We start from the raw sequence: 23153 nt of genomic DNA on the forward strand, positions 1-23153 counted from the left end.
CTTGACTCCCGCTACGACTAGCAATCTAGGCGCCACCGAGCGCCATGTCTAAGCCCCCGCCCAGTTCAGATCCTCTTTGGAGCCTCGTGGGACCCTCTTCAGCCACTCTTCAGCCACTCTTCAACCCTCAGGCCCGGCGGAATAATCCGCGGCGACCCTAGTAGGCGCTGGCTCAGCCATCAGCCAGGCTCGGATCACCCTCTGACTTTCTTGAAGTAGAAGCCCGGTGGCTGATCTGGGTCAGGTGTCACCATCAGGAAATACTCGTCACCGGATTTTTCAAAGGTCAGCGGAACCTTGAATCCACCGCTGGGCGACTTGGCGGAAATTTCCACCACATCGTCACCGGCAAAGAACTTATCGTCACCGATCTTCCACTCCGCTTTCAGCTGATTTAAGTGGGCGTCGGTATAGTTGCCGATAAAAAAGTTCTCCGGCGTACCGTTCAATACCAACACTCCATTTTTTTCGAAGCTTAGCGTGCCACCCGTCGACTCGGATTTGTTGCCACGGCTTTGATCAAATGCCCAGGAACCAATCAGTTGATCTTCGGTCACCTTCTGTGCCGCGCAGGAGCTGAGCGAAAAACACAGTGCCGCCGCGGCCAAGCAAACCAGCAGCCTGGCAACCTTGCCCACTATAAATTCTTTCATTCCTGCTACTTCCTACCTCAAACTAGTCTGGATGCGCCGAAGACCGAAGAGAGTCGAGCTAGATTTCTTTCAGCACGGCTCGCAGCCTGCCGTCCACACCCTGATGCCGATCCAGGAATTGTGCCACCAACTTCCGGTCTTCAATATTCAACACCGCAGTCAGCGACCGGGCGAAGTGCAATTGAAGTTCAATCGGTTCAGTAAGTAGCGTCCGGAGTATCTCTAGCGCCGGAGCGGCTAAGCCAGCGACTTTCAACTCAGCTGGGCTGGCGTTCACGCCGAAACTCAAGAGCAACTCAGCCAAATCAGTGACAAATTGACGGCGTCCGGAGTTTTCCACCTGGCTAAATCCGCGTTCCAAAACATAACGCAAAACTAGTGCCGCTTGATCGGCCGAATCTCGAGTCCAGGCCGAACTCGTCGTGGCACGCCCCTTCCGAGGGTGCAAGGCAGGGACTAGCGGCAACCGAGGCACAGCTAGCCGAACTTCCTGGTGCATTTCACTCCTGACGGTCAACCCCCAGCCGATAACGCCAAAAATGTACCATTTCTACACGTGTCAATCCGTCAGTTTCAAGCGTCGTCGAAAAACTTCCAGTCACTTCCAACAAAACTTCCAGTCAGCAGTTGAGAGGCGCCGACGAAAGCAACCGAGGTTAAGCAGGATGCCTCAGCTGAGGCGAACGGTTGACCAGCGGAATTCGGAGCTAGCTTGGCAGCTAACCAGCAAAGAGACGCACGATGGCAATTACCATAAAGGCGATCCCAATGACCATGCCGCCAAATAGCGGAAATATTATTGACCCAGAGATCGATTCACGCGATGCGGACCTCAAACCGGGAACATTTCGATTCGCCCACTTCAATAGGGAAGCTATTGAATCTCGCTTCAAAAATCCAAAGATGCAAGCAACGAGAGCAGCCAGTCCAATAAAGAAGATAAGAACTGACTGCCCCATGTAAATCCCCCAACCAGGATTAAAGCCTAAACGATAATATCAACAGACTAGCATTGATGAGGATTCTGACGCTTCTCGTCCAGACCCCATCCCAATGAAGACTGTAGCCAGACTACTGCTGGCCTGATTCTTGACTGAAACTAATCGGAGTCGGATCTACCCAGGTTTTTTAATTGCTCATCAGGTTTCCAGCCAACGGGGGACCTGAGTGAGACGCATACCAGTTGCATCCCCTTGAAATCCACCTCGCCCGCCACTCAGCTTGACTAATATGCCCATGATCATCGGTCACACCGAAACGAAACCCGCAAGAGTAACAAACCTCGTTAGAGCCGACGCCTCGACTTGAGTAAGGGGGAAGTCGCAATCTGTCCCATCCGCAAACCGGACAGAAAAATGGTGGTGATTTTGACGTTTGCAGCCAGGAGTGTTTTGATCGATTTTTATATGGAACCTTTGCCAACTGGGTGTCGGGATTCCAACCTAGCGAAGGTTTCAGCACCGCGGAACTGCGCCAAGGCTTACCATCCTTAACCCACTCTTCCCGCCAGGCGTCTTGGGAAATACTCAAGTCATCATCTGTATACCCATACTCGTAGCCACAAGACGGACAAATTTCGTGTGAAGCACCTCCCAAAAAAGATCGAGGCTCTTCTTCGAGATTTGGATAGCCACAAACTAGACAAAAATGCTGATTAGGGCTCATGAAGCTGACACCCCGGTGCCATAGTTCACGCTGAGCGGTCTGGGAGAGGGTCTGTACGGGTGGCGTTTCAGGAGACCCAGTTCATCAAATTTCAATATCGGACTCCCATATCAGCGCGGGTCGTGAATCCCAGGTTGGGCGAACGAACTTGATTTTTTCATCCTCAGGGTCGGTGCAGGTCACGACCCACTCAGGATCAACCTGATCCCTCACCTCCCGCGCAAGGTTCCAGAGCCGCTGCTGGAAATCGGGCGCATTGGGCAGGGAGTCCGGCGGGTATTCCAAATCGTATCTACTGAAATTCTCATCAGCGATCGCCACCAGCTTTTCAATTAACTCCGGGCTAAGGGAAAGCTCTTCCCCTCGCGGGTTGCGGAAGCCGTACTTACCAGAGGTCCACAGGACGGAGTCACTCCAATCCTCGAAAATCTGAAGTATTGCTGGAGCTTCCGCGTCAATTACTTCAAATTTATTCATATTTCATCCTCAAAACGGACAAGTGGCACCTAGGAATCCATTCTCACCGACCCAACGGCAATTTTCTTTGCTTGCCCATAATAAATCAATTATATATAGATCTAATACTTTCATCGCTTCCTGCTTCCTGCTTCCTCAATAAGTTCAGCTTCCCTGATTAGCACCTCTCCACGGACCTCGCGACAACCAAGGTTGTTTTAGCAGCCCGACCCATCCCTGCCCTGTATCCCCAGATGTAACTGGATGCCTCAGTCCCCCGCGTCGCAAAGACAAAGGGGGCGCCTTCCCCCCCCCCCCAAAAAAAAACGGGCACTTTCTTAATAGGCAGCTGTTACCTCTTCAAGGCTCCCCCGCAGCCCTCTGAATGACGTCATTGCACCCCGGCCCTTTGCCCGGGAACAAGCAGCCAGTAGAATGTGTTTTAAGTTACAGTTCATTAACTGAACACAGCTGAACCGCACAGCGATGTTCGTTCGCCAAAGCAAAAGGAGCTTCCCATGCCCAGCCCTGAAGATGTGGTCATCCTGTCCGGCGCCCGGACCCCGCAAGGCAAGCTGAAGGGTGCACTGGCCAGTTTCGAAGCGGTCGAGCTCGGCGGTTTCGCGATCCGAGGCGCGCTGGAAAAAGCTGGCGTGAAGGCAGAGCAAGTCGGCGCGGTGATCATGGGGCACGTGGTCCAGGCCGGAACCGGTCAAAACCCGGCCCGGCAGTCAGCCATTAACGCCGGGATCGGCTGGGACGTGCCGACCGTGACCATCAATAAGGTCTGCCTTTCCGGCCTGGCAGCAATCACCGACGCCGCCCGGCTTATCCGCAGCGGTGAGGCCGATATCGTGGTAGCTGGCGGCCAGGAATCAATGACGAACTGTCCACACCTGCTCCCAGGCTCTCGCAATGGTTGGAACTACGGCAGCTTCACCGCGATTGATTCGGTGGCCCACGACGGCCTCACCGATGCCTTCGACGGCGAGTCGATGGGATCTTCGACTGAGCGCAAGAACACCGAGCTAAACATTGATCGAGCGGCTCAGGACGAGGTTGCCGCCGCTTCGCATCAACGTGCCGCGCAAGCCCAGGCGGCGGGTGTATTCGAGCAGGAAATCGTTCCGGTCAGCGTACCGCAACGCAAGGGTGAACCTGTTCTGGTCAGCCAGGACGAAGGAGTGAGAGCCAACACCACGGTCGAAAGCCTGGCGGGTCTGCGATCAGCCTTCGCTAAGGACGGCACTATTACCGCGGGCAACTCCTCCCCGCTCTCCGACGGCGCGGCCGCCGTCGTGCTGACCACCCGCGCCAAAGCCGAGGAACTGGGACTTAGCTGGCTCGCTGTAGTCGGCAAGCCGGGGCAGGTCGCTGGCCCGGACACTTCACTGCATTCACAGCCTTCGAACGCCATTAACCAAGCCCTACAACGGGCCGGCTGGCAGGTCGAGGACCTTGATTTCATCGAAATCAACGAAGCTTTCGGCTCCGTCGCCGTGCAGTCGCTCAAAGACCTGAACTACCCACTGGAAAAAACGAATATCCATGGTGGTGCGATCGCGGTCGGCCACCCGATTGGCGCCTCGGGCGCCCGGTTGGCCCTGCATGCCGCCCTGGAACTCAGCCGACGTGGCAGCGGCAAAGCGGCAGTTTCGCTGTGTGGCGGCGGCGGCCAAGGCGAAGCACTACTGCTCTTCCGGGACTGAGCATGAGCGCAGAGAGTTTCCTTGCCGACGCCGCCGCGCGGGGTTTGCCGGTTGAGGTCATCGAACGTCCGGCCGCTAATAGCCTGGCCGAGGCGGCCGAGCTGCTCGGCATTCAGCCAGCCGATATCGTCAAGTCACTCGTGGTGAAACACAAAGACGGCAGCTTTTTGTTCGCGCTCATCCCCGGCGATCGGCAAATCTCCTGGCCAAAGCTCCGCGAGCTGATCGGCGTCAATAAGCTCTCGATGCCTTCAGCCGAAGTAGCACTTGAGGCAACCGGTTATGAACGCGGCACCATCACCCCGGTTGGAGCCCAAGGGAACTGGCCGGTTTATGCCGATCAGTCAATCAAAGGTCGGCGGATATCAATGGGGGCTGGCGCACATGGCCGCAGCGCCTTCCTGAACGCCGATGCATTGATTGAAGCCTACTCAGCGATAGTGGCCGATATTAGCGAGCTGCTCTGAGCGGCAGTCAAACCGCCACTCAGAGCTCAGCGAATAAACGGCCCCTAGCTGGCCTCAGCTAGACCTCACTGAGGCCACGAAACCGGAGTGTCACTAACTCGAAGGGACGTAGCTGAAGCTCCAGTCTGCCATCCTGCTGTTGCAGCGCTTTTTGCGGTACCGCCCGCTCTAGGAGGTCAGTTTCGATCACCTCAAGGTAGTCAAAATTCGGCTGCAGTTCGGCACGCGCCCTGCCGCCAAGGGACTCATAGAGTCGCACCACTAGATCGCCACTCTGGTCGTCTGCCAGCTTGACCGCGCTAATCACCACCGATTCATTGTCCGACCGAATCAGCGGCTCCACCGAGGTGCCACCGGGCAGCGAGCGCTCCGGCAAGTTAATCGCGTATCCCGATCGCACCGCATCAGAAACGCCGCTACCCGGGAGCAGCGCGAACCTCATCCGATGCACTCCCTGATCGGTCTGCGGATCGGGAAACCGGGGGGCGCGCAGGATGGAGGCTCGGATTGTCGTGCCGTTCGGCTGCCCAGGCCCTGCCTCTACAGCTGGTTGGCGGGTCACGTCATAGCCATACGTTGCATCATTACTCAAGGTCACGCCGTAGCCAGGTTCCTCGACGCGCAGCCAGCGGTGTGCGCAGATCTCGAACTTGGCCGCGTCCCAGGAGGTGTTGCTGTGGGTGGGTCGCTGCAGGTGACCGAATTGGATCTCTGCGCTACTTCGGTCGGCCTGCAGGTCCAGTGGGAAAGCTAATTTAAGCAGCTTCTCCTTCTCAAACCAGCTGACCTCAATCTCGAGCACAATCTCACGCGACCCAGCGGCGAGTGAGACGCGCTGTTCAATCGATGATTCGCCGAAGCTGCGTCGGATCAGCACACTGGAGGGGCCTTCTACTCGGATCGAATCCAGCTCAGTCAGATCGACTGCGGTGTTGCGGTAGAACTCGTCAATGTCCCAGGCATCCCAGTCATTGGGAAAGTCAGGGTGCAATTGGAATAGGTTGCCCGGTCCTGAGAGCACCTCACGCCGTTGTTCATGGTCGTAAATCGAGGTGAATAAGCCTGCTTGATCGAGCCGCACCGTCAGGTATTCGTTCTGTAGCAGCCAACCCGTTTCCTCTGCACTGACCGTCTGCTCGACCTCGCGCTGCGGCACCCAGCGTGCCGAGTGGGCCGGAATACCACCGCGCTCCTGCGGGGCGGCATTGAAGACCAGCGCACCCGGTACCTGTGCAGCTTCGGTGGACAACGGCTGTCCAGCGAGGGCTTGCTGAGTTCTGCCGATCAGTTCGGTCAGCTCGACCTCGATCGCAGCGTAGGCTTCGGCAGCTTCCCGATGCACCCAGGCAATCGAAGTACCCGGCAAGATGTCATGGAACTGCAATAGCAGTACTTGCTTCCAGATTCGGCAAAAAACATCATAGGGATACTCGAAATCAGACCGCAACGCGGCTGTGGTGGCCCAAAGTTCGGCCTCGTAGAGCAAATGCTCGCTGCGTCGATTTCCCTGCTTGTTTTTCGCCTGGGTGGTGTAGGTGCCGCGATGGAACTCCAGATAGAGCTCCCCCGACCAGACCGGCGGGTTCTGATACTCCTGCTCGGCCGCCCGAAAAAAGTCTGCGGGACTTTCTACACTCAGCCGCGGGGCACCCTCCAGATTTTTATTGCGAGCTACCCGGGCCAGCATCTCCCTGGTCGGACCGCCGCCGCCGTCGCCCCAACCAAAGGGGGCCAGCGAACGACTTGCCGCGCCCTTCTCTTGGAAGTTCCGGGCGGCATGCGCTAGCTGGCTACCGGAAAGATCAGAGCTATAGGTGTCCACCGGTGGAAAGTGGGTGAAGATCTGAGTGCCGTCAATGCCCTCCCAGTTGAAAGTGTGGTGCGGGAACTTATTGATGGTGTTCCAGGATATCTTCTGGGTGAGGAACCATTTCGCCCCGGCTGCTTTAGCGATTTGCGGTAATGCTGCGGAGTAACCGAAAGTATCTGGTAGCCAGACTTCCTCGGTTTCAATGCCGAACTCTTCGAGGATGAACCTCTTGCCGTAGACGAACTGGCGTGCCATTGCCTCACTGCCGGGCATATTGGTGTCCGGCTCCACCCACATTCCACCCACCGGGATGAAGCGTCCTTGCCGCACCAGTTCCTTGACTCTGGCAAAAACATCGGGCCGGTGGTCTCGCAACCAGGCGAGTTGCTGTGCTTGACTCATCGCGAACTTGAAGTCTTCTGCGCCGCTCAACGTGTTGTTTTCCAGCAGATTGACGACATTTGCGCTGGTGCGGCCCACCTTACGAACTGTCTCCCGCAGCGGCCACAGCCAGGCAGAGTCAATATGGGCATGGCCAATCGCGCTGATCCGGTGCGAGCTCGCGGCCGCCGGGCTGCCGAGCACCTCGACCAACTCGGCACGAGCAGCGGAAGCGGTGGTGTGCACGTCCTGTAGATCTATGGCATCAAGGGATCGTTCCAGCGCTCGCAAGATCTGGTATCGACGTGCATCGGTATCAGCAAGTTCCCGACTCAGCTCATTAAGGGTCTCCAGGTCCTGGCAGAGTTCCCAGAGTTCTACATCGAAGAGATTGATATCAGCGCGGCTCAACCGATACAAGGGCGCTGGGCCGGAAGTCAGTTTGTCACCTATCAGGGTCGGCAAATATCCTTCAGGACTGGCGATCCGAGGATTTGCCGCGGCCTCAACGTAGACCTCGAACCGTCCCTCAGGGGCGGTCTGCTGATTGACCGGAATCCACTGATTTTTGGGATTGAGGCCCTTCAGCACGCTGCCATCGGGGAGGTAAACCATCCCCTCGGCGTGAAAGCCGGGGTCAATATCGCCGAAGCCCAGGTTGAAGATCACTTCGACTGTCTGCCCGGGCTGAATCTCTGGCACTTTACCGGTGAGGTGATACCAACTGGTGCTCCAGGCCGGCCCCCAAGCATCGCCCAGCTGGGCTGGGGCATATTCTTGTCCCAGGGCATGCTCCGGGCTGACCGGCTCACCGTGGATGACGTCCACCAGACCACCGTCAACATGCCAAACCTCAAGCTGCAGGCTTGCTATTGGGGTGTGGATTTCCCGACGCAGCCGCTCGTGCAGCGTGCGTGCGACACGGTCTTCAATCAGTTTGCGATCGTTGTGCATGCCAAAGCTCCATTCGAGAGGAGGACGGAAAACATCTCGCCTAGCGGCTGAGTGCTTGGGTGTCGCCCGATTCAATGAGTTGTTCGATACCACGGACTTGCAGGTAGTCAGTGGCATCGCGTTGAGAGGCCAGCACGATGCCAGGACGTGCTCCGGCCTTCGCCAGCGCCATCCAGGACTCAAAGAACTCGCCACCCGGCGCGCATTGGGCTCGCCCCGGCCCCGAAGTCTCATCTCCCATCTCAAGCACCAGCGAGGTCGTCCGCCGAGCCGGCCGGCTTTGCGGCTCAGCGGCGACCTGCCGGAAGGCTTCACCTTGCGCCTTGAGGCTCTGATCGGTGCGGAACAGACCGAGGTCATATTCGAGTTCCGGGAAGTCGGCGAGTGCCCGGTCTACATCGTGCGAACACCACCACGTCACCCCCCAGAGCCCCTCGCAGTCCATGGCATTTCGTAATGCTTTGCGGGTAAACTCGGCGGCGTTCTCAGGGGACACATGAGGCGCGGGGGCACCGATCTCTTGCAGCCAAATCGGCCGCAATGGATCCGTTGCCCAAGCACGGGCTAGTTCGGTGAGATATTCCGCAAGCCGCAAGCTCTCCTCGCTCATCCCGCCATAGCGTTGTGCGGTCTGATTGAAGACCCAGGAATGCACTGTGCTCATTGATCCGTGACGCGCAGTGCCCGCCGGGGTGAAGGGGTGCTGTGGATCGAAGAACGCCGAGTCGTACTCGGCATGACAATGCTGAGCTCCCGGGAAACCGGCCTCGAGCGCTGCCATCATTTCAGCCAACCAGCACTCCGCCTGCTGCACCGAAACTGCTTGCACATCGGGATGCTCAACGGAAGCGAACTGACTGAATTCGTTTCCCAAACTCAGCCCTAGTACGTTCTTTTTCTCCGCCAACGATGCTGCCAGCTCCTGGAGGTAACTAGCCTGACCGCTACGCGCAATCGGATCGGTGAACAGATTCGCTCGATGCCACGAGGTCAACCAGGACGGCAGGAAATCAAAACTCGATAGATGCCCCTGTAAGGCGTCCACTGAAACATCAAGGCCATGCTCAGCGGCGGCGTCGACCATCGACGAAAGATCCGCCAAAGCCTGGGGACGGATCAGAGTTCGATTGGGCTGGAAAATAGACCAGACCGGGAAAACCCTGACATGATCGGCGCCCAGGGAGCGAATCGAAGCAAAGTCGCGGTGCACCGCGTCGAGATCAAAATCTAACCAATGATGAAACCAGCCAACACTCGGTGTGTAATTCACGCCGAACCGCACGGCCCCATCGCCCTGATGTGTCACAGCTACCCGTTCGTCCTGAGATATTAAGAGAAGGGAACGGTCGAACCGTCCCGTTGAAACTTTCAACTAATCCGTTTTAGTAAGTTTTACCCCAGGCTGTCAAGGGCGAACAAAAATCCCGCTACTAATAACTAGCTCGAAACCGCCTCACTTGGCGGTGCGGTACTGGCTCTAACCGTCAAGCTCGGGGTTTGCGTCCGCTGATCGATCTGGCTCTCCGGGTCGCTGAGCAATCGGATCAGCACCGCGGCCGCCTGCTCGCCGTAGCGGAAGGTGTCGCGACTTAGCGCTGTCATCGCCGGGTGAGTCAATTGGGTCAGCGGTGAATCATCAAAGGCGACGATTGAAAGCTTCCGTGGCACCTCGATATTCATCTCCATCGCCACTCCGAGACCGGCCAGCGCCATCACGTCGGAATCATAGATGACTGCGGTTGGCCGCACCTCTCGAGCCAATAAGCGTCTGGTGGTGGCTGCACCCTGGCTATCGCTGAAGTCGGTATAGAGCGATTCCACCGACTCAAGGCCAAGCCGGTCCGCGGAGGATGCCAACGCCTCCACTCGGCGCTTGGTGTGTACAAAATTCGGCATCCCACTGACATGGCCAATCCGGCGGTGCCCCAACGCGGCGAGGTATTCAACAATGCTGATCATCGCCTCGCTATCGTCAGCCCAGACACTCGACACGCTGCCGTGCGGTGCCGGACCGCCGATCACCACAGCTGGCAAGCCGAGTTCTTCGAGCTCAGCAATTCGCTGGTCGTCCTCTTGCAGATCGACCAGGATGACGGCGTCGACTCGATGCTCGTTCCACCATTGCCGGTAGACCTCAATCTCGGCGGCGGTGTCCTCAACAATGCGCATCTGCAGTGCCATCCCCTGGGCGGAAAGCCCCGCTTGCAGACCTGAAATCAGCCGCGAGAAGAATGGCTCTACACCGAGGGTTCGGGCCGGCCGGGCTAGTACTAAACCGACCACATCGGCCTTTGAACCGCTGAGCGCCCGGGCCGCGCTGTGCGGGCGCCAATTCAACTCATTGGCTACTTGGAGAATACGAGCCCTGGTCTGTTCGCTCACGCCCGGGCGATCATTGAGCGCAAAGGAGACAGCCCCCTTGGATACACCCGCTCGAGCTGCAATATCACCAATGTTTGGCCGAGTCTTTTTCTGCATTACTCCCCTCCCGCGATGTACCTACAGTAGCAATGCAATGGCAGATCAGCCGCCTCGTCGGGCAAGTTGCGCTGCAGTGCCCCAAAAAGCCCTGATTCGAGCGGTTCTGAGCGGCTTTTTCCGAGTGGAAATCGCGACGCTGAGCGACCGCTTGAAGAACAGCTCATCCACTCGCCTGGATAGTATTGAGGCATCAACCCCAGCAACACGATCTCTTGACAGCGCAAGCGTCCTCGTGTTTTATTAGCAATCACTATACCGGTTTACCAACGACGGAGCCGGGGACCGGAACCGTCGGGCCTAGGAGAGTACATGCGCAAACTCATTCCTGCTGCCGCAGCTGTTGCTGTCGCAGCGCTCGCACTAACAGCCTGCTCCGGGGGCGGCGGAACTTCCGAGCCGGCCGCAACGGGTGAAATCAAGGGCGAGATCACCCTGCAGACCTGGTCACTCACGCCCAAGTTTCAGCCTTACTTGGATAAAGTAATCAAGGGCTTTGAAGCCAAATATCCGGGCACTAAGGTCAAGCTGCTGGATCAGCCGGGCGACGGCTACTCGGACAAGATTGTCTCCCAGGCCAGCACTGACTCACTTCCCGATGTGGTCAATATTCCACCGGACTACGGGGTGGCGCTGGCTAAATCGGGGGCTCTGTTGGATATCTCAAGCGTGCAGAAAGACCTGGACAAGACCTACGTCGCCGGTGCCCTGGACGCCTTCAAATACCGCGGCCTGGACGGCGTCTACGGCCTCCCCTGGTACCTGAATACCGATATCAGCTACTGGAATGCTACTCAGATGACCGCTGCGGGTCTGGACCCGAAGAAGCTGCCGACAACTGTGGACGAGCAGATCGCTCAGGCCAAGATCATGCACGACGCTTCCGGCGGCAAAAACTTCCTGATGAGTTCCAAGCCCGCGGTGGGTGACTTCGCTCGAGCCGGGGTACCGATCTTGAACGAAGACGGTACCAAGACTGCCTTCAGCACCGATGCAGCGGTTCAGTTGCTGCAAAAGTATGTGGACGCTTATAAGGCGGGCTACTACCCCTCCTCGGTGCTCAATGACGACTACCTGGGCAACTCCCAGCTATTCACCAAGGGCCAAGTAGCCTTCAGCACCGGCGGTGGCCCGGCTTATAAGGACTTCGTTCGGGACAATCCCAGCCTGGCCAAGAGCATTGTGATGGGTCCAGCGCTCAATGACCAGCCGCCGCTTTATGTGCAGGGCCTGGCGATTGCTAAGAAGAGCAAAAACCAAGCCACCGCGTTGGCCTTCGCCAATTGGATTCTCAACCCGGAGAATCAGCTCGAGTTCGCCAACCTGACGAACACTTTCCCGAGCACCACGGCATCGGCCAGCGATCCTTCGTTGAGCAAGAGCGATGGTACTCCAGCTGGCGATGCCAAGGTGCTGGCGTTCAACTCATTGCAGAAGGCCAAGGTGCTCTCCCCGATCGAGTTCAACGATGCCATGAATAAGATCCTGAACCAGCAGGTATCCCTCGCCATGAAGGGCGATGTGCCAGCGAAGAAAGCTCTTGACGACGCGGCCTCGCAGATCGACAAACTGCTAGCAAATCAATAGACCCAGTGCGGGCGGCCTGATTCGGCCGCCCGCACTGTTCCATTGAGCGGTTACATCCATTCCCGGGCAATTGCTCGAGAAGTCAGCAAGAAAGTTCCACCATGCGTTCACACCGTTGGTTCACCCCCTGGCTGCTAGTGGCACCCGCGCTACTGTGGCTTGGCGCTTTTAGTTTTTGGCCAGCCATCAACACCGTTCGAATGTCGTTCACCAATGCCAAGCCATTAGGCGGCACCGAACAGTGGGTGGGGTTGCGAAACTACACGAACCTCTTTAGTGATCCGCAGGTGGCTAATGCGCTGCTGAACTCGGTGGTCTATATGGCGGTCTGTCTGCCGCTGTTGACCTTATTGCCGCTCGGTATCGCAGTCCTGGTGGAGAAGAAGATTCCCGGCATCACTTTCTTCCGGACTTCCTTTTATTTGCCGGTGATCGCCAGTGCAGTAGTGGTGGCGCTGCTGTGGAACCTGGTACTAGACGAGGGCGGCGTAGTAAACAACATCGTTCAGTCGCTCAAGTGGGTCCAAGGCCCTATCCCGTTCCTCACAGATCGCTGGCTAGTGGTATTCAGTTCAATTAGCCTGACGGTCTGGAAGGGCCTCGGCTACTACATGGTGATCTACATTGCCGCTCTCGGTAATGTCTCCAAAGACCTGCATGAAGCGGCCGCCATTGACGGCGCAGGTGCCTGGCGTCGGTTTTGGTCGGTGACGGTTCCCGGCGTGCGCGGCGCAATGATCCTGGTCGCGATTATGATCTGCGTTTCAGCACTGCGCATCTTCACCGAGCCTTATTTCCTGACCGGAACCACCGGCGGCCCGGGCGGCTTCGCCTCCAGCTTCGTGATGATCATCCAGCAATACGCCCGTGGTCTGCTGGGCAATCTCGGCTATGCCTCGGCGCTTTCAGTGGTGCTGTTCTTTATTTGCTTGATCCCGATGCTCATTCTGGCCCGGCAGAATCGGAAGGAGAGCTAAGATGTCGACCACGCCTATATCCCAATCCGCCGACGCTCTGCCCCAGCTAGAGGCCGCGAGCAAGGGCGGCAAACGACGCCGCAACCGGGGCTTCAATAGCACCTCACCCCGAGAATTAGTGATCCGCTACGTCTTACTTTTGCTCGTCTTGGCAATCAGCATCGGCCCGTTTCTCTGGCAGCTCTCCACCGCGCTCAAGTCACCATCTGAAGACATCTATGGCGCCAGCAGCGGACTGATTCCGCAAAACCCGACCGGGGATAACTTCGGCCGGGTCAACGACGCCATTCCGGTGCTGAAATACATCGGGAATTCAGTCATCGTCGCGGCCCTCGTGGTATTCGGTAATATCATCGGCTGCACAATGGCCGGATTCGCGCTCGCCCGACTGAAATTCCGCGGTCGCAATCTGGTCATCGGCCTGATCCTGGCCACCATGGTGCTACCCGGTGAGGCGACCATCATTGCGCAATACGTGACGGTCAAGCAGCTTGGCTTCGCTGACACGCTACTTGGTGTCGCGCTGCCGGGCATGCTCGGCATGATCAATGTGCTGCTGATGTGGAACGCTTTCCGAGGCATCCCAGAGGAAATCGATCAAGCCGCCATTGTGGACGGCGCAAATGTCTGGCAACGCATCCGCTACATTGGATTCCCGGCCGTCAAGGGCAGCCTGGCTATTGTGGTGATCTTCGCCTTCATCGGTGCCTGGGATGATTTCCTTTGGCCGCTCATCGTGTTGACTACGCCGGATAACTTCACTTTGACCATCGGCCTGCAGTACCTCAAGGGCACCTTCAGCAATGACCCTCGATTGATCGCCGCCGGAGCGATGATCGCCTTTATCCCGATTGCCATTGTCTTCATCGCCGTGCAGCGCTGGTTCTTCCGCGGTGTCGGCGAAGGAGCCGTCAAAGGTTAGACCAGTTCCACCAGCTCGCACCACTGTTAGTTCCGCAGTCCGGAACCCCGGCTGCCCATCACATAAAGGAGTGTTATGGCTAGGAAAAAACCCACCGCCGCAGCGGTTCAGGGTGAGAACGAGCAAGGCCCCTCCGGCCTCAGCCGGGCAATGTTCATCCGCTATGGCGCATTGGGAGCGGCCGCGGTCGCTGCTGGCCCAGCTATCCTCGGTGGCACAGCGTCAAGCGCTTTCGCCGCTGACGTACCGCAGCCCAAGGATCCGAATGCCCCGGGGGCGGTGTTGCCCTCAAATCGCAGTGGCGGCATCCCCGCGGGCCCATCCAGCTACGGGTTTCTGGCCGCCGACATCACTAGTTGGACGCCCTCGCAGGATCCGAAGGCCAAACACTTTGTCTGCCATATCCCCCGCGCCACTCGGATTGCGCCCTTTGCGGCAACCCAGGCGCACCCGACACTGAACGCCGCAACCCAATTACTCGCCATTGACGGCGACTACCGTGGCAGCATTTACGACGAACGGGCCCGGGCGATTGGCGACGAAGCTTACGTTTACAGCTTCCGCTACTGGCAGTACTTGGATATCTTCTCCAGCTGGCATGGCCAGCTCACCCCCAATGTTCCCAATGCCACCGTGGTTGATCGGGATGCTAGCGGGCGCACCTATGGCGTGCTAGAGATTCCTAATGCCGGTTGGACTGAGGCGGCGCATAAGAACGGTGCACTGTCGATTAGCTGCTGGTTCTGGCCCCGGGACTCTGCGGTCTTTGCCGATTTCGTGAAAAAGAACCCCGATGGCAGCTATCCGGTGGCCGATAAGATGATCGAAATCCGCAAGTACTTCGGTTTCGATGGCTATTTCCTGAACCAGGAAGCTTCCGTCTCTTCGGCGAATGCTACGGCCTTCAAGGCGATGATGCAGTACCTCAAGGCCAAAGATCCACAGTGCTACCTGCAGTACTACGATGCCATGTTAGAAAGCGGCAGCCTGTCGTACCAGAACATGATCAACGCCAATAACGTTGGCTGGCTGGGCACCCCGCAGCAACCGCTGATGGACTCCATCTTCATGAACTATGGTTGGCTGCGCGGTTGGGGCACCACCGGCACTGGTGGCCCGGATCCAACCTTGACCAAGAGCGCCAAAACCGTCACCGACAAGGGTTTCGACGCCAAGAAGGTGGCTTTCGGCACCACCGAGTTCCAGCAGGGCATCTTCAACCCCTCGGAGATCTTCGGCGACCTCGCCTCCCCCACCAAGAACCCGCCGGTGAGTTGGGGCATGTTCGTGCCGAGCGAATTCTGGAATAAGGGTTGCTCTGACGGCACCACTCGTACCGTCTATGGACGCTCGCTGTACCGAGGTTTGGAACAGAAGTTCTGGTCCGGGCCGAAGGGCGATCCCTCACTGAGTGGCCGGATTTCCCAGCCCACCTCCCCCTACCGGCAGAATGTCTGGAACACCGACGGTTTCGACGGCGTTGCGCATTCCATCGTGGAGAAGTCACCGTATTCGGCGCTGCCGATCTACACCAACTTCACCATTGGCGTTGGCTCCTACTTCAACCTGAACGGCGTCTCGGCGTCGTCAGCGGGTTGGAACAATGCCGGCATCGCCGATCCGGTGCTCAGCTGGCAGTATTGGACCGAGAACACCGGCACTACCAAGAGCTCCATCACCCTGGATGAAACGGTGGCTTGGGAAGGCTCTCACTCGCTCAAGGTGCAAAGCACTGCGGGCAGCACGCCGCAGTTCACCACTCACCTCTTCAAGACCGATCTGACCGTGGCCACTGGCTCGACGGCGAGCATCAAGGTGAAGAGTAGCGGCACCCTACCAGCCATTTCCCTGGTGCTAACGCCGAAAGCGACGCCGAGTACACCCGTGACTATTCCGCTGGTAGTTAGCGGCTCGGCGGTCAATGGTTGGACAACGCTCAGTGCGCCATTGGGCACGATCAGCGGGCCAGTTGCGCGGATCAGCTTGAAGTTCTCCGGGAGCAGCGCCATTAACCTGAACCTGGGCCAGGTGAGGCTTTCTGCCAGCTCCAGCGCCCCGGCAGCACCGAGCGGTTTCACCGTCTCCTCGGCTAGCACGGTGACCGGTGGCGCCAGCGCCTTCCTGGACTGGACCAAGGCGGCAGACGGTTACGCCTATGACGTGTTCGGAGTGAACGGTACGACTCGGACCTGGCTGGGTCGCTGTCATCGGGACTGCTTCTTTGTCGCCAAGACGGCAATATCTACTGGTCAGAAGCTCAGCTTTGAACTGGTGGCAATAGCCAAGGACGGCAGTCGCTCAACCGCTGCCACCGCGAGCTACCAGCTCTAAGCGGGCGCCGGAACTGCACTTCCGAGACTGCACTCCGGCCCCGATGGATGAATCCCCACCACCGAACCTGGTGGGGATTCATCTGTGCGAGTCCGGTCCTCTTCGCATCGAGTACCGAGTGTGCAGATAAACACCTTTTGGACTCTCAAAGCGTGTTTATCTGCACACTCGGCGAGGAAGGAGTCGCGAGGAAGGAATGAAGGGCGTTGGGACATTAAACGCAGAAGGGCCCGACTCGCTGAGCGAGTCGGGCCCTTCGATGCGAAGAGGCGTCGAGTTACTTGAGGGTAACGGTAGCGCCAGCTTCTTCGAGCTGAGCCTTGGCCTTCTCGGCGGCTTCCTTGTTGGCACCTTCGAGGATCGGCTTCGGTGCACCGTCGACCAGGTCCTTGGCTTCCTTCAGGCCCAAGGAGGTCAGCGCGCGCACCTCCTTGATAACAGCAATCTTCTTGTCGCCAGCCGACTCGAGGATAACGTCGAAGGAATCCTTCTCTTCCTCAGCAGCAGCGTCGCCGCCACCGGCGGCGGGGCCGGCAACTGCAACAGCAGCAGCGGTGACCTCGAAGGTCTCCTCGAACTGCTTAACGAACTCGGAGAGTTCGATGATGGTCAATTCCTTGAAAGCTTCAATGAGCTCGTCGTTGGTGAGCTTAGCCATGAGTGGCGCTCCTTCTTTCTCAGTGGCCTGATGGCCGGGTCTTTGTGGGTCCGAGCAGCTTGGCAGAACCAGCGCTCGGGGGGGTGCTGTGGGCTAAGCCTCGGGAGTCTCGGCAGCAGCTTCAGCGGCGGGCGCTGCAGCGGCTTCCTCGGCAACAGCTTCAGCTTCAGCGGCCGGAGCCTCTTCGGCGGGAGCTGCTTCTTCGGCTGGAGCTGCGGCCTCGGCGGCCGGGGCAGCCGGAGCGCCCTGCTCTTCTTCCAGCTTCAAGCGCAGCGCATCGATGCTGCGGGCAGCAGCGGCGATCGGAGCCTTGAGGATACTGGCAACCTTGGTGAGCTGCAGTTCACGAGATTCGAGGGCTGCCAGAGCAGCGACCTCGGAGGCATTCAATGCCTTGCCCTCGAAGATGCCGGTCTTAATGACCAGTTCCTTGTTGGCCTTAGCAAAATCCGTCAGGCTCTTAGCTGCGGCGACGGCGTCGCCCTTGATGAACGCAATGGCGGTCGGGCCGGCGAGCTGACCTTCGAAAGCGTCAACACCAGCTTCCTTCGCGGCAATAGCGGTCAGGGTGTTTTTGACGACCGAGAACTTAGTCTCGAGGCCAAGCGACACACGCAGCTCTTTGAGCTTCGCAACGGTGAGCCCACGGTATTCGGTTAGGACTGCAGCGGTAGATTCTTTGAAATCAGTGGTGATCTCATCTACTGCGGCCACCTTGTTTGGCGTTGCCATAACCCTCCTTCCGGGAATTCAATGCCGGTGGTTTCTGGCCCATAAAAAATGCCCCGTGCAGATGCGCGGGGCTCAACTCGATCCAGCATCATGACGCACCGGAGAGTATCGCTTCGTTCACCTGCGCAGGCCGTCCTTTACAGAACTTTCGGGTCAGCGATCCAGGAAATTGCTGTGGACACGCATGACCGACCGGCGGTCTTTGGTCCTTCAAGAATACGTCATAGCTACGCTAACGGCAAAACCACCCTAAGATCGCATCTTCGCAACCTACAGTGAGGGCATGACTAACCAAGCAGCAATGAACGACGGTGTCGCCTTGACCGCAGTAGGCGCGGCGGCAGCTCGTGCGGTGGAGAGCAGCAGGGAAGCCGCACTGATCACTGACCCTTACGCTGCCGCCTTAGTTGCCGCCGCCGATGCCCCGGTGCCGTTCCCGGTGGTTTGGCCAGCAGCAGACGCTGAGTTGACGGAACAGCAGACCATGCTGCTGATGGGGGCAAATTACGTTGGGATTCGCAGCAAGTACTTCGACGACTTCCTGCTTGAAGCGGTCGACAATGGCATCCGCCAGATAGTTATTTTGGCCAGCGGTTTGGATACTCGCGGCTATCGGCTGCCGGTCCCGGCTGAGTTACAACTCTTCGAAATCGACCAGCCGCAGGTACTCGACTTCAAGGCACGAACTCTGGATTCGCTTAACGCTCAATCCAACGGCAAAGTCATTCCGGTCGGCATTGACTTACGCGAAGACTGGCCAGCAGCACTGCGGGCCGCCGGTTTTGACGCTGCCCAACCCACCGGATGGCTGATTGAAGGTTTGCTGGTTTACCTTTCCGGCCCGGAAGAGTCGGAATTGTTGAACCGCGTCAATGGCCTCAGTGCCTCGCACAGCCTGGTGGCGTTGGAAGGGGCAGCTAGTCTGCCAGAACCTAGCGCAGAAGACTTAGAAAGGCTGCGCGAAGCCAGCAAGCAAAGCGGACTGCCGATGGCCGAGATTCTCAAAATCATGGGTGGCAGGCAACCCTTGGAGGACACTCTGCACGGCCTGGGGTGGACGGCACAGTCATCAACAGCGGAGCAGGTAGCTCTTAGTTACAACCGCCATCTCATCGATCCGCGCTTCGCTCCGGCCGGTCAGAGTCCGAGCGCGCCCGGAGCCACCCTGCTGAGTGCACAAAAGAACTGAGCCGACGACAACGCCTGGCCCATCCCGGCGGCGCTAGCGCCGCTGATCCCTGATTTCACCCTGCCGACCGAATGAGCCGACCGGTATCACTGCGGTCGGCTCATTCCGGTCAGCCAATTACCTTTTGCCACTCTCCGGTGTACCCTGCAGGTTCAAAACCCAGCGCGATATTGACAGCCAGCATGTACTCGTTTTCGGCCGCATTCCAGGTGTAAATCCGCCGCACTTGGGGCATTTGCTCGGCTAAGCTGCGCAAGTTCGCCACCTTCACAAGCAGTCCCAATTTATGTCCGCGATGTTCACGGAGCACCAAAGTGTTGTCCTGAAACACCATGTCCTGACGATGGGCCAGACCGGTTATCACGGTGAAGCCAGCCAACTTGCCGCTCGGCAGGTGCTGGGCGGCGGCGACTAGTGTCGTCCTTCCGAGCGCTAGGGCAAGTTCCTCGCTCTGCCGCACCCGCGCACCGTCCCACGGCTCCTCTTCAATCGCGAGCCCGGCCCGAGGCGCATCGGTGCTCATCCGCGATTGCAAATAAGCGTAATCCTCCAGCCATTCCTCGGGGCAATGGTTCCGCCAGTAAAGCACTCGATAGTCGGCACCGGCGACCCGCTCCGCGATGCCCTGCTGCTCCACCAAGAGCTGCGGATCAATCGGTAGTTCGCAGCGACTGAACCGCTCGACCTGTTCGAGGAGGTAACCGGCCCGCTGGGCGAACCTGACTTCCCGGCTATCAGCTGGCAGTTCGCCCACTCCGGAGATTGGTTTGAGCCGCTCGGCCGCCAAGCTAGCTACCGGATGTGAGGTCTCAAAGGTAAGAGTCGTACGCCCCTCATCTGCGGCTAATTGTTCGGTGGCGGCCAGTAGTGCACTGCCGATGCCTTCCCCCTCGCGTTGGGTACCGACTGCCAAGCTATACCAAAGCAGGTGCTGGTTGTCCTCGACCGGCAAGATCAGATGACAGTGACCGACGACTTGGTCGGCCTTTTTCGCGAGCAAATGGATATGCCGTTCATAGCGGTCCTGCTCGCTGGCAAGAATCTCTTCTGGGGTGTATGCCAGGTCGTCATTGCCCCAGCGACGCAATTCGGCCTGACGATGAATTTCTACTGCCGCCAGAAAATCGGCCGCCTCAGCGCTATCGAGATGCCGCGGAACACTGAGTTTTTCAATCTGAATCGAGTTGTTCATTTGCTGGACCTTTTCTTAAGTCTTTTTGCCATTCGCCGTCGTAGCCTGCGGGCGCGAAACCGAGCTCGATATTAATCGCGAGCATATGGTCGTTCTCCGCAGCATTCCAGGTGATGGCCTTTTCAAGTTGTGGAAGTTCTTCCTGAATACGCCGCACATTCGCCGCCTTGACCAACATCCCGAGGCGTTTCCCGCGATGCTCCCTGATCACCAAAGTGTCTTCTTGGCTGATCAGCTGTGGCTTCTTCTGGTTGTAATCAAAATAGGTGTAAGCGGCAATCTGGCCACTGGGAACATGCACCGCTGCGCAGACATCTATCCGATGACCCGCTTCGATGAAGCGCTGCTCCATATCTCGCAAGCGCTTGATATCCCAGGTCTCCGCTTCGACCGCGAGCCCCGCACTGGGGATATCGGTACTCATCCGGCTATTAGCTACCGCGAAGCTCTCCGCTAGCCGCTCCGGGCAGCGATCTTGCCAAAACTCCAGCCGATAATCGGTACCAGCTTTGGCCTCCGCCGCCCGCAATAGTTCTTCCAGGTGTGCTCCCTCGATCGGAAGTCGCAGCTCACTGAACCGTTCCACCTGCTCGAGCTGATAACCATGACGGAGCGAAAAGCGCACCCCGGCATCGAACTGCGGGATCGCTCCGGTGCCCGATTTCGGTTCGAGCACCGCAATAGTGGCCGGATCGAAATCTGCCGGATGCTCGGTGCTCGACATCAGCACGCTACGCCCCTGAGCCGCCGCGTACTTCTCCACTGTTTCGAGCATTAGCTGTCCATAGCCTCGCTTCCGATGCTCGGCGGCAACACAAACGCTCATGAAACCGGTATGCAGGTTGTCGTGTAAGGGCAGCGATATCCAGCTCAGCGCCACGATTTTACCGCCGAGTTTGCCCAGGAAAACCTCAAGTCTGGAGTAGTCATTCTGCCGCCAGGACACTAAGCGGGTTTCCGGGTCGGAGATCCGATCCCGATTTCCCCAGGTTTCCAACCTGATCTGGTCCAAAAGCAAACCGGCTTCCAGGAAGTCAGCGGCATCGGAATCGGTGAGATTATTCGGAAGTTGCAGCGAACTGATTTCCAGTTGCTCGGTCATGCTTCATCTCCTCAAAATGGATGGTGGCCAGAGCTTCAATGCCCGGGAGCCACGAAAAGTACCATGTCAAAAGGTTCATCGGTCCAGCTGGGCTTTGTCCTGCCAATTTCCCGCCAGCCGAGTCCCTGGTAAAGCTTCATAGCAGGCTGAGCCACCGAGACTGTGTCCAGCACACCGATCTGCCCGGCCGCCGCGAGGTGTGCCATCGCGGTCGCCATCAGTGCTCTGGCAATCCCGCCGCCTTGCGCCTGAGGATCCACGAAGAGCCTCTTGATCAGTGTGTGTGCTTCGGCAGATCTGCCGGTAGCGGCTGTCCAGAGCGGAATTGATTCTTGGTCCTCGGCAAGCGGCAGTGGCATCACCGCGATATGGCCAAGCACCACGCCGTCGACCTCGGCTACCCAGGCGGCGTCATAACGATCGTCGAAAAGTGAGGCTTCAGCGTGAGAAACTAGCGAGCCATCCTCGGCAGCGAAGTATCCGCTGTGTCGTGCGCAGGAGGCAAGAGCCTTCAACAGCCCTTCCCGGTCGCCGAGCGTACGTGGCCGAACCGAGATTGTCGTCATCTTCCCAGCCTATCGAAAACCAGCTACTTCGAAAGGCGGGGAATCTGTGCCGATTAGCTGGATAGCACCTGGCGTACCGCCGAACGGATCCGCAACGACATCACGATGGTCCAAATGCCGAAGACCAGCGCGAAAATACCGAAGATCCAGAGCACTGTGAGCAGACCAATGCCTGGCATTGCCAGCACAAAACCACCCCAAAGGATGCTAATGATGCCGGAAGCCAATACCCAGCCCCAGACTCCGCTCAGCTCCCGTTTCAGTGCAAATGCCTGGACGAGCTGTGCCGCGCCGAGCAGAATGGCCCAGAAGCCGATAATGAAACCAATCGCCAGCGCGGTAGCAGTTGGCCAGGCCACCGCAAAGATACCGGCCAAGACCGAGATGGCGCCTTCAACCACGAGCCAACCCCAAAGATGCTGCTCTTTGCGGGAGCCAATTGCCATCACCACCGCGGTGACGCCGTCGATGATCGCGTAAATACCGAAGATGAGGACAAAGGCTGCCAGCGTGCTCTGCGGAGAGAAGAGAGCAAAAAGTCCCAGCGCAACCGCAAAAATGCCGCGGATAAGGACTACCCACCACAGTTTCCGACTTGCTGAATAAAGTTGTTCCATCGTTTCCTCCTCTGAGCAGCACTAACTCAGCCTTCAGTATGCCACTAAGTCTGCCGGGAATCCGCTAAAGCACGCTGCATCACATAGTCTCTTTCTAACCTGTTACCGAAAAGAAATGACTTCTTCCCCACCTTAACGAAACCTTGCTTTTCGTAGAATCTGATCGCCCGTTCATTCACGCTGCTCACCCCGAGCCAGATTCCCGCTGCCGAGGAATTCGCGGCTTCAGCCAAGGTCGCTTTCATCAGCCCGCCCGCAATGCCCGCGCCAAAATGCTCGGGGTGCACATAGCATTTGCTGAGTTCAACAATCGGGTGCAGAGTCAGCGCCGCTAGCACTTCGGCGTCCTCCGAGGGCTGAGCGATGGTCACACTGTAGCCGAGCAGCACACCCTGTTCTTCGGCCACCAAAACAGTGACCTGGGGTGATTCGAGATACCAAGTGAATTTCTCAGTATTGAGATAGCTGTCAATATGGTGCTGAATATTGGCCGGCTCAGAGCCAACCGGTGCCGAATGTGGGAAAGTCACGGCGGCTAGCTCAACCAAGGCGGCTAGATCAGCCAGTGTGGCGCGTCGGTAGTCAATCATTTTCTGACTCTAGCGGATCCCACCAAGGAGCGTGCCACCAGCCCCTCGCCCCTCTACCCTCGCCCCCTACGCACCAGCACCGGCACCGTTAAACACCAGCACCGTTTTCCACCTCCA

20 protein-coding genes are annotated in these 23153 nt (G+C 58.0%); 7 read left to right on the plus strand and 13 right to left on the minus strand.

What is annotated here, in order from left to right; all coding sequences use genetic code 11:
- Window positions 1-194: 194 nt before the first annotated feature.
- The 3 genes from UM93_RS09855 to UM93_RS09865 form a co-directional block, all read right to left on the minus strand.
- Window positions 195-638: a hypothetical protein gene (locus tag UM93_RS09855; RefSeq protein WP_157874128.1), complete on the minus strand. Its 444-nt coding sequence runs from the start codon at window positions 636-638 to the stop codon at window positions 195-197.
- 73 nt (window positions 639-711) lie between these two features.
- The gene (locus UM93_RS09860; protein WP_045075313.1) at window positions 712-1152 is read right to left on the minus strand and encodes a hypothetical protein; all 441 of its coding nucleotides are present in this window, start codon (window positions 1150-1152) and stop codon (window positions 712-714) included.
- Between the two features lie 1250 nt (window positions 1153-2402).
- On the minus strand, window positions 2403-2795 hold the full coding sequence (locus UM93_RS09865) for a hypothetical protein (RefSeq protein ID WP_045075315.1): 393 nt from the start codon (window positions 2793-2795) through the stop codon (window positions 2403-2405).
- A gap of 497 nt (window positions 2796-3292) precedes the next feature.
- On the opposite strand from UM93_RS09865, the gene UM93_RS09870 reads away from it, so the two are divergent.
- Window positions 3293-4483: an acetyl-CoA C-acetyltransferase gene (locus tag UM93_RS09870; protein ID WP_045075317.1), complete on the plus strand. Its 1191-nt coding sequence runs from the start codon at window positions 3293-3295 to the stop codon at window positions 4481-4483.
- 2 nt (window positions 4484-4485) lie between these two features.
- Window positions 4486-4950: an aminoacyl-tRNA deacylase gene (locus tag UM93_RS09875; protein ID WP_045075318.1), complete on the plus strand. Its 465-nt coding sequence runs from the start codon at window positions 4486-4488 to the stop codon at window positions 4948-4950.
- A gap of 58 nt (window positions 4951-5008) precedes the next feature.
- Here UM93_RS09875 and UM93_RS09880 read toward each other — a convergent pair whose 3' ends face one another.
- The 3 genes from UM93_RS09880 to UM93_RS09890 form a co-directional block, all read right to left on the minus strand.
- Window positions 5009-8095 carry an alpha-mannosidase gene (locus UM93_RS09880; protein WP_045075320.1) on the minus strand — a complete coding sequence of 1029 codons (3087 nt, stop codon included), beginning with the start codon at window positions 8093-8095 and terminating at the stop codon, window positions 5009-5011.
- Window positions 8096-8135: 40 nt separating this feature from the next.
- A complete protein-coding gene (locus UM93_RS09885; RefSeq protein WP_234399286.1) occupies window positions 8136-9401 on the minus strand; it encodes a glycoside hydrolase 5 family protein in 1266 nt (421 codons plus the stop codon).
- A 131-nt stretch (window positions 9402-9532) separates the two neighbouring features.
- Window positions 9533-10573, minus strand: coding sequence for a LacI family DNA-binding transcriptional regulator (locus tag UM93_RS09890; protein ID WP_045075323.1), 1041 nt, complete (start codon window positions 10571-10573; stop codon window positions 9533-9535).
- A gap of 312 nt (window positions 10574-10885) precedes the next feature.
- Here UM93_RS09890 and UM93_RS09895 point away from each other — a divergent pair, with 312 nt between their 5' ends.
- The 4 genes from UM93_RS09895 to UM93_RS09910 all read left to right on the plus strand — a co-directional run bounded on the left by UM93_RS09895 (window position 10886) and on the right by UM93_RS09910 (window position 16390).
- Window positions 10886-12160, plus strand: coding sequence for an ABC transporter substrate-binding protein (locus tag UM93_RS09895; RefSeq protein ID WP_045075325.1), 1275 nt, complete (start codon window positions 10886-10888; stop codon window positions 12158-12160).
- 101 nt (window positions 12161-12261) lie between these two features.
- On the plus strand, window positions 12262-13137 hold the full coding sequence (locus UM93_RS09900; protein WP_045075326.1) for a carbohydrate ABC transporter permease: 876 nt from the start codon (window positions 12262-12264) through the stop codon (window positions 13135-13137).
- Window position 13138: 1 nt separating this feature from the next.
- On the plus strand, window positions 13139-14059 hold the full coding sequence (locus tag UM93_RS09905) for a carbohydrate ABC transporter permease (protein ID WP_045075328.1): 921 nt from the start codon (window positions 13139-13141) through the stop codon (window positions 14057-14059).
- A 75-nt stretch (window positions 14060-14134) separates the two neighbouring features.
- Entirely contained in the window at window positions 14135-16390 is a 2256-nt protein-coding gene (locus UM93_RS09910) for an endo-beta-N-acetylglucosaminidase (RefSeq protein ID WP_045075329.1), read from the plus strand.
- 277 nt (window positions 16391-16667) lie between these two features.
- Here the strand turns inward: UM93_RS09910 and rplL are convergent, their stop codons facing one another.
- Window positions 16668-17048 (minus strand): 50S ribosomal protein L7/L12, encoded by a 381-nt coding sequence (rplL, locus tag UM93_RS09915; protein ID WP_045075331.1) that lies wholly within the window; start codon window positions 17046-17048, stop codon window positions 16668-16670.
- 93 nt (window positions 17049-17141) lie between these two features.
- On the minus strand, window positions 17142-17780 hold the full coding sequence (rplJ, locus tag UM93_RS09920; protein ID WP_045075332.1) for a 50S ribosomal protein L10: 639 nt from the start codon (window positions 17778-17780) through the stop codon (window positions 17142-17144).
- Between the two features lie 283 nt (window positions 17781-18063).
- On the opposite strand from rplJ, the gene UM93_RS09925 reads away from it, so the two are divergent.
- On the plus strand, window positions 18064-18969 hold the full coding sequence (locus tag UM93_RS09925; RefSeq protein ID WP_045075334.1) for an SAM-dependent methyltransferase: 906 nt from the start codon (window positions 18064-18066) through the stop codon (window positions 18967-18969).
- A gap of 109 nt (window positions 18970-19078) precedes the next feature.
- Here UM93_RS09925 and UM93_RS09930 read toward each other — a convergent pair whose 3' ends face one another.
- Genes UM93_RS09930 through UM93_RS09950 form a run of 5 tightly spaced genes read right to left on the minus strand, consistent with a single transcriptional unit; the run spans window position 19079 to window position 23036 of the window.
- Complete coding sequence (locus tag UM93_RS09930) at window positions 19079-20161, minus strand: GNAT family N-acetyltransferase (RefSeq protein ID WP_045075335.1); 1083 nt, start codon at window positions 20159-20161, stop codon at window positions 19079-19081.
- Window positions 20139-21263 (minus strand): GNAT family N-acetyltransferase, encoded by a 1125-nt coding sequence (locus UM93_RS09935; protein ID WP_045075337.1) that lies wholly within the window; start codon window positions 21261-21263, stop codon window positions 20139-20141. The genes UM93_RS09930 and UM93_RS09935 overlap by 23 nt, the downstream gene beginning before the upstream one ends.
- A gap of 35 nt (window positions 21264-21298) precedes the next feature.
- Complete coding sequence (locus UM93_RS17165; RefSeq protein ID WP_052663729.1) at window positions 21299-21829, minus strand: GNAT family N-acetyltransferase; 531 nt, start codon at window positions 21827-21829, stop codon at window positions 21299-21301.
- 53 nt (window positions 21830-21882) lie between these two features.
- Window positions 21883-22446: an HdeD family acid-resistance protein gene (locus UM93_RS09945; RefSeq protein ID WP_045075339.1), complete on the minus strand. Its 564-nt coding sequence runs from the start codon at window positions 22444-22446 to the stop codon at window positions 21883-21885.
- 44 nt (window positions 22447-22490) lie between these two features.
- Complete coding sequence (locus UM93_RS09950) at window positions 22491-23036, minus strand: GNAT family N-acetyltransferase (RefSeq protein WP_045075340.1); 546 nt, start codon at window positions 23034-23036, stop codon at window positions 22491-22493.
- Window positions 23037-23153 lie beyond the last annotated feature (117 nt).

Origin of the sequence: Psychromicrobium lacuslunae (assembly GCF_000950575.1) — a bacterium.
GTDB classification, from domain to species: domain Bacteria; phylum Actinomycetota; class Actinomycetes; order Actinomycetales; family Micrococcaceae; genus Renibacterium; species Renibacterium lacuslunae.

Excerpts from the sequence above, each read along its gene's own strand:
- UM93_RS09860 (WP_045075313.1), bottom strand. The coding sequence starts at position 1,152 with ATGCACCAGGAAGTTCGGCTAGCTGTGCCTCGGTTGCCGCTAGTCCCT.
- UM93_RS09865 (WP_045075315.1), bottom strand. The coding sequence starts at position 2,795 with ATGAATAAATTTGAAGTAATTGACGCGGAAGCTCCAGCAATACTTCAG.
- UM93_RS09870 (WP_045075317.1), top strand. The coding sequence starts at position 3,293 with ATGCCCAGCCCTGAAGATGTGGTCATCCTGTCCGGCGCCCGGACCCCG.
- UM93_RS09875 (WP_045075318.1), top strand. The coding sequence starts at position 4,486 with ATGAGCGCAGAGAGTTTCCTTGCCGACGCCGCCGCGCGGGGTTTGCCG.
- UM93_RS09880 (WP_045075320.1), bottom strand. The coding sequence starts at position 8,095 with ATGCACAACGATCGCAAACTGATTGAAGACCGTGTCGCACGCACGCTG.
- UM93_RS09890 (WP_045075323.1), bottom strand. The coding sequence starts at position 10,573 with ATGCAGAAAAAGACTCGGCCAAACATTGGTGATATTGCAGCTCGAGCG.
- UM93_RS09895 (WP_045075325.1), top strand. The coding sequence starts at position 10,886 with ATGCGCAAACTCATTCCTGCTGCCGCAGCTGTTGCTGTCGCAGCGCTC.
- UM93_RS09900 (WP_045075326.1), top strand. The coding sequence starts at position 12,262 with ATGCGTTCACACCGTTGGTTCACCCCCTGGCTGCTAGTGGCACCCGCG.
- UM93_RS09905 (WP_045075328.1), top strand. The coding sequence starts at position 13,139 with ATGTCGACCACGCCTATATCCCAATCCGCCGACGCTCTGCCCCAGCTA.
- UM93_RS09910 (WP_045075329.1), top strand. The coding sequence starts at position 14,135 with ATGGCTAGGAAAAAACCCACCGCCGCAGCGGTTCAGGGTGAGAACGAG.
- rplL (WP_045075331.1), bottom strand. The coding sequence starts at position 17,048 with ATGGCTAAGCTCACCAACGACGAGCTCATTGAAGCTTTCAAGGAATTG.
- rplJ (WP_045075332.1), bottom strand. The coding sequence starts at position 17,780 with ATGGCAACGCCAAACAAGGTGGCCGCAGTAGATGAGATCACCACTGAT.
- UM93_RS09925 (WP_045075334.1), top strand. The coding sequence starts at position 18,064 with ATGACTAACCAAGCAGCAATGAACGACGGTGTCGCCTTGACCGCAGTA.
- UM93_RS09930 (WP_045075335.1), bottom strand. The coding sequence starts at position 20,161 with ATGAACAACTCGATTCAGATTGAAAAACTCAGTGTTCCGCGGCATCTC.
- UM93_RS09935 (WP_045075337.1), bottom strand. The coding sequence starts at position 21,263 with ATGACCGAGCAACTGGAAATCAGTTCGCTGCAACTTCCGAATAATCTC.
- UM93_RS17165 (WP_052663729.1), bottom strand. The coding sequence starts at position 21,829 with ATGACGACAATCTCGGTTCGGCCACGTACGCTCGGCGACCGGGAAGGG.
- UM93_RS09945 (WP_045075339.1), bottom strand. The coding sequence starts at position 22,446 with ATGGAACAACTTTATTCAGCAAGTCGGAAACTGTGGTGGGTAGTCCTT.
- UM93_RS09950 (WP_045075340.1), bottom strand. The coding sequence starts at position 23,036 with ATGATTGACTACCGACGCGCCACACTGGCTGATCTAGCCGCCTTGGTT.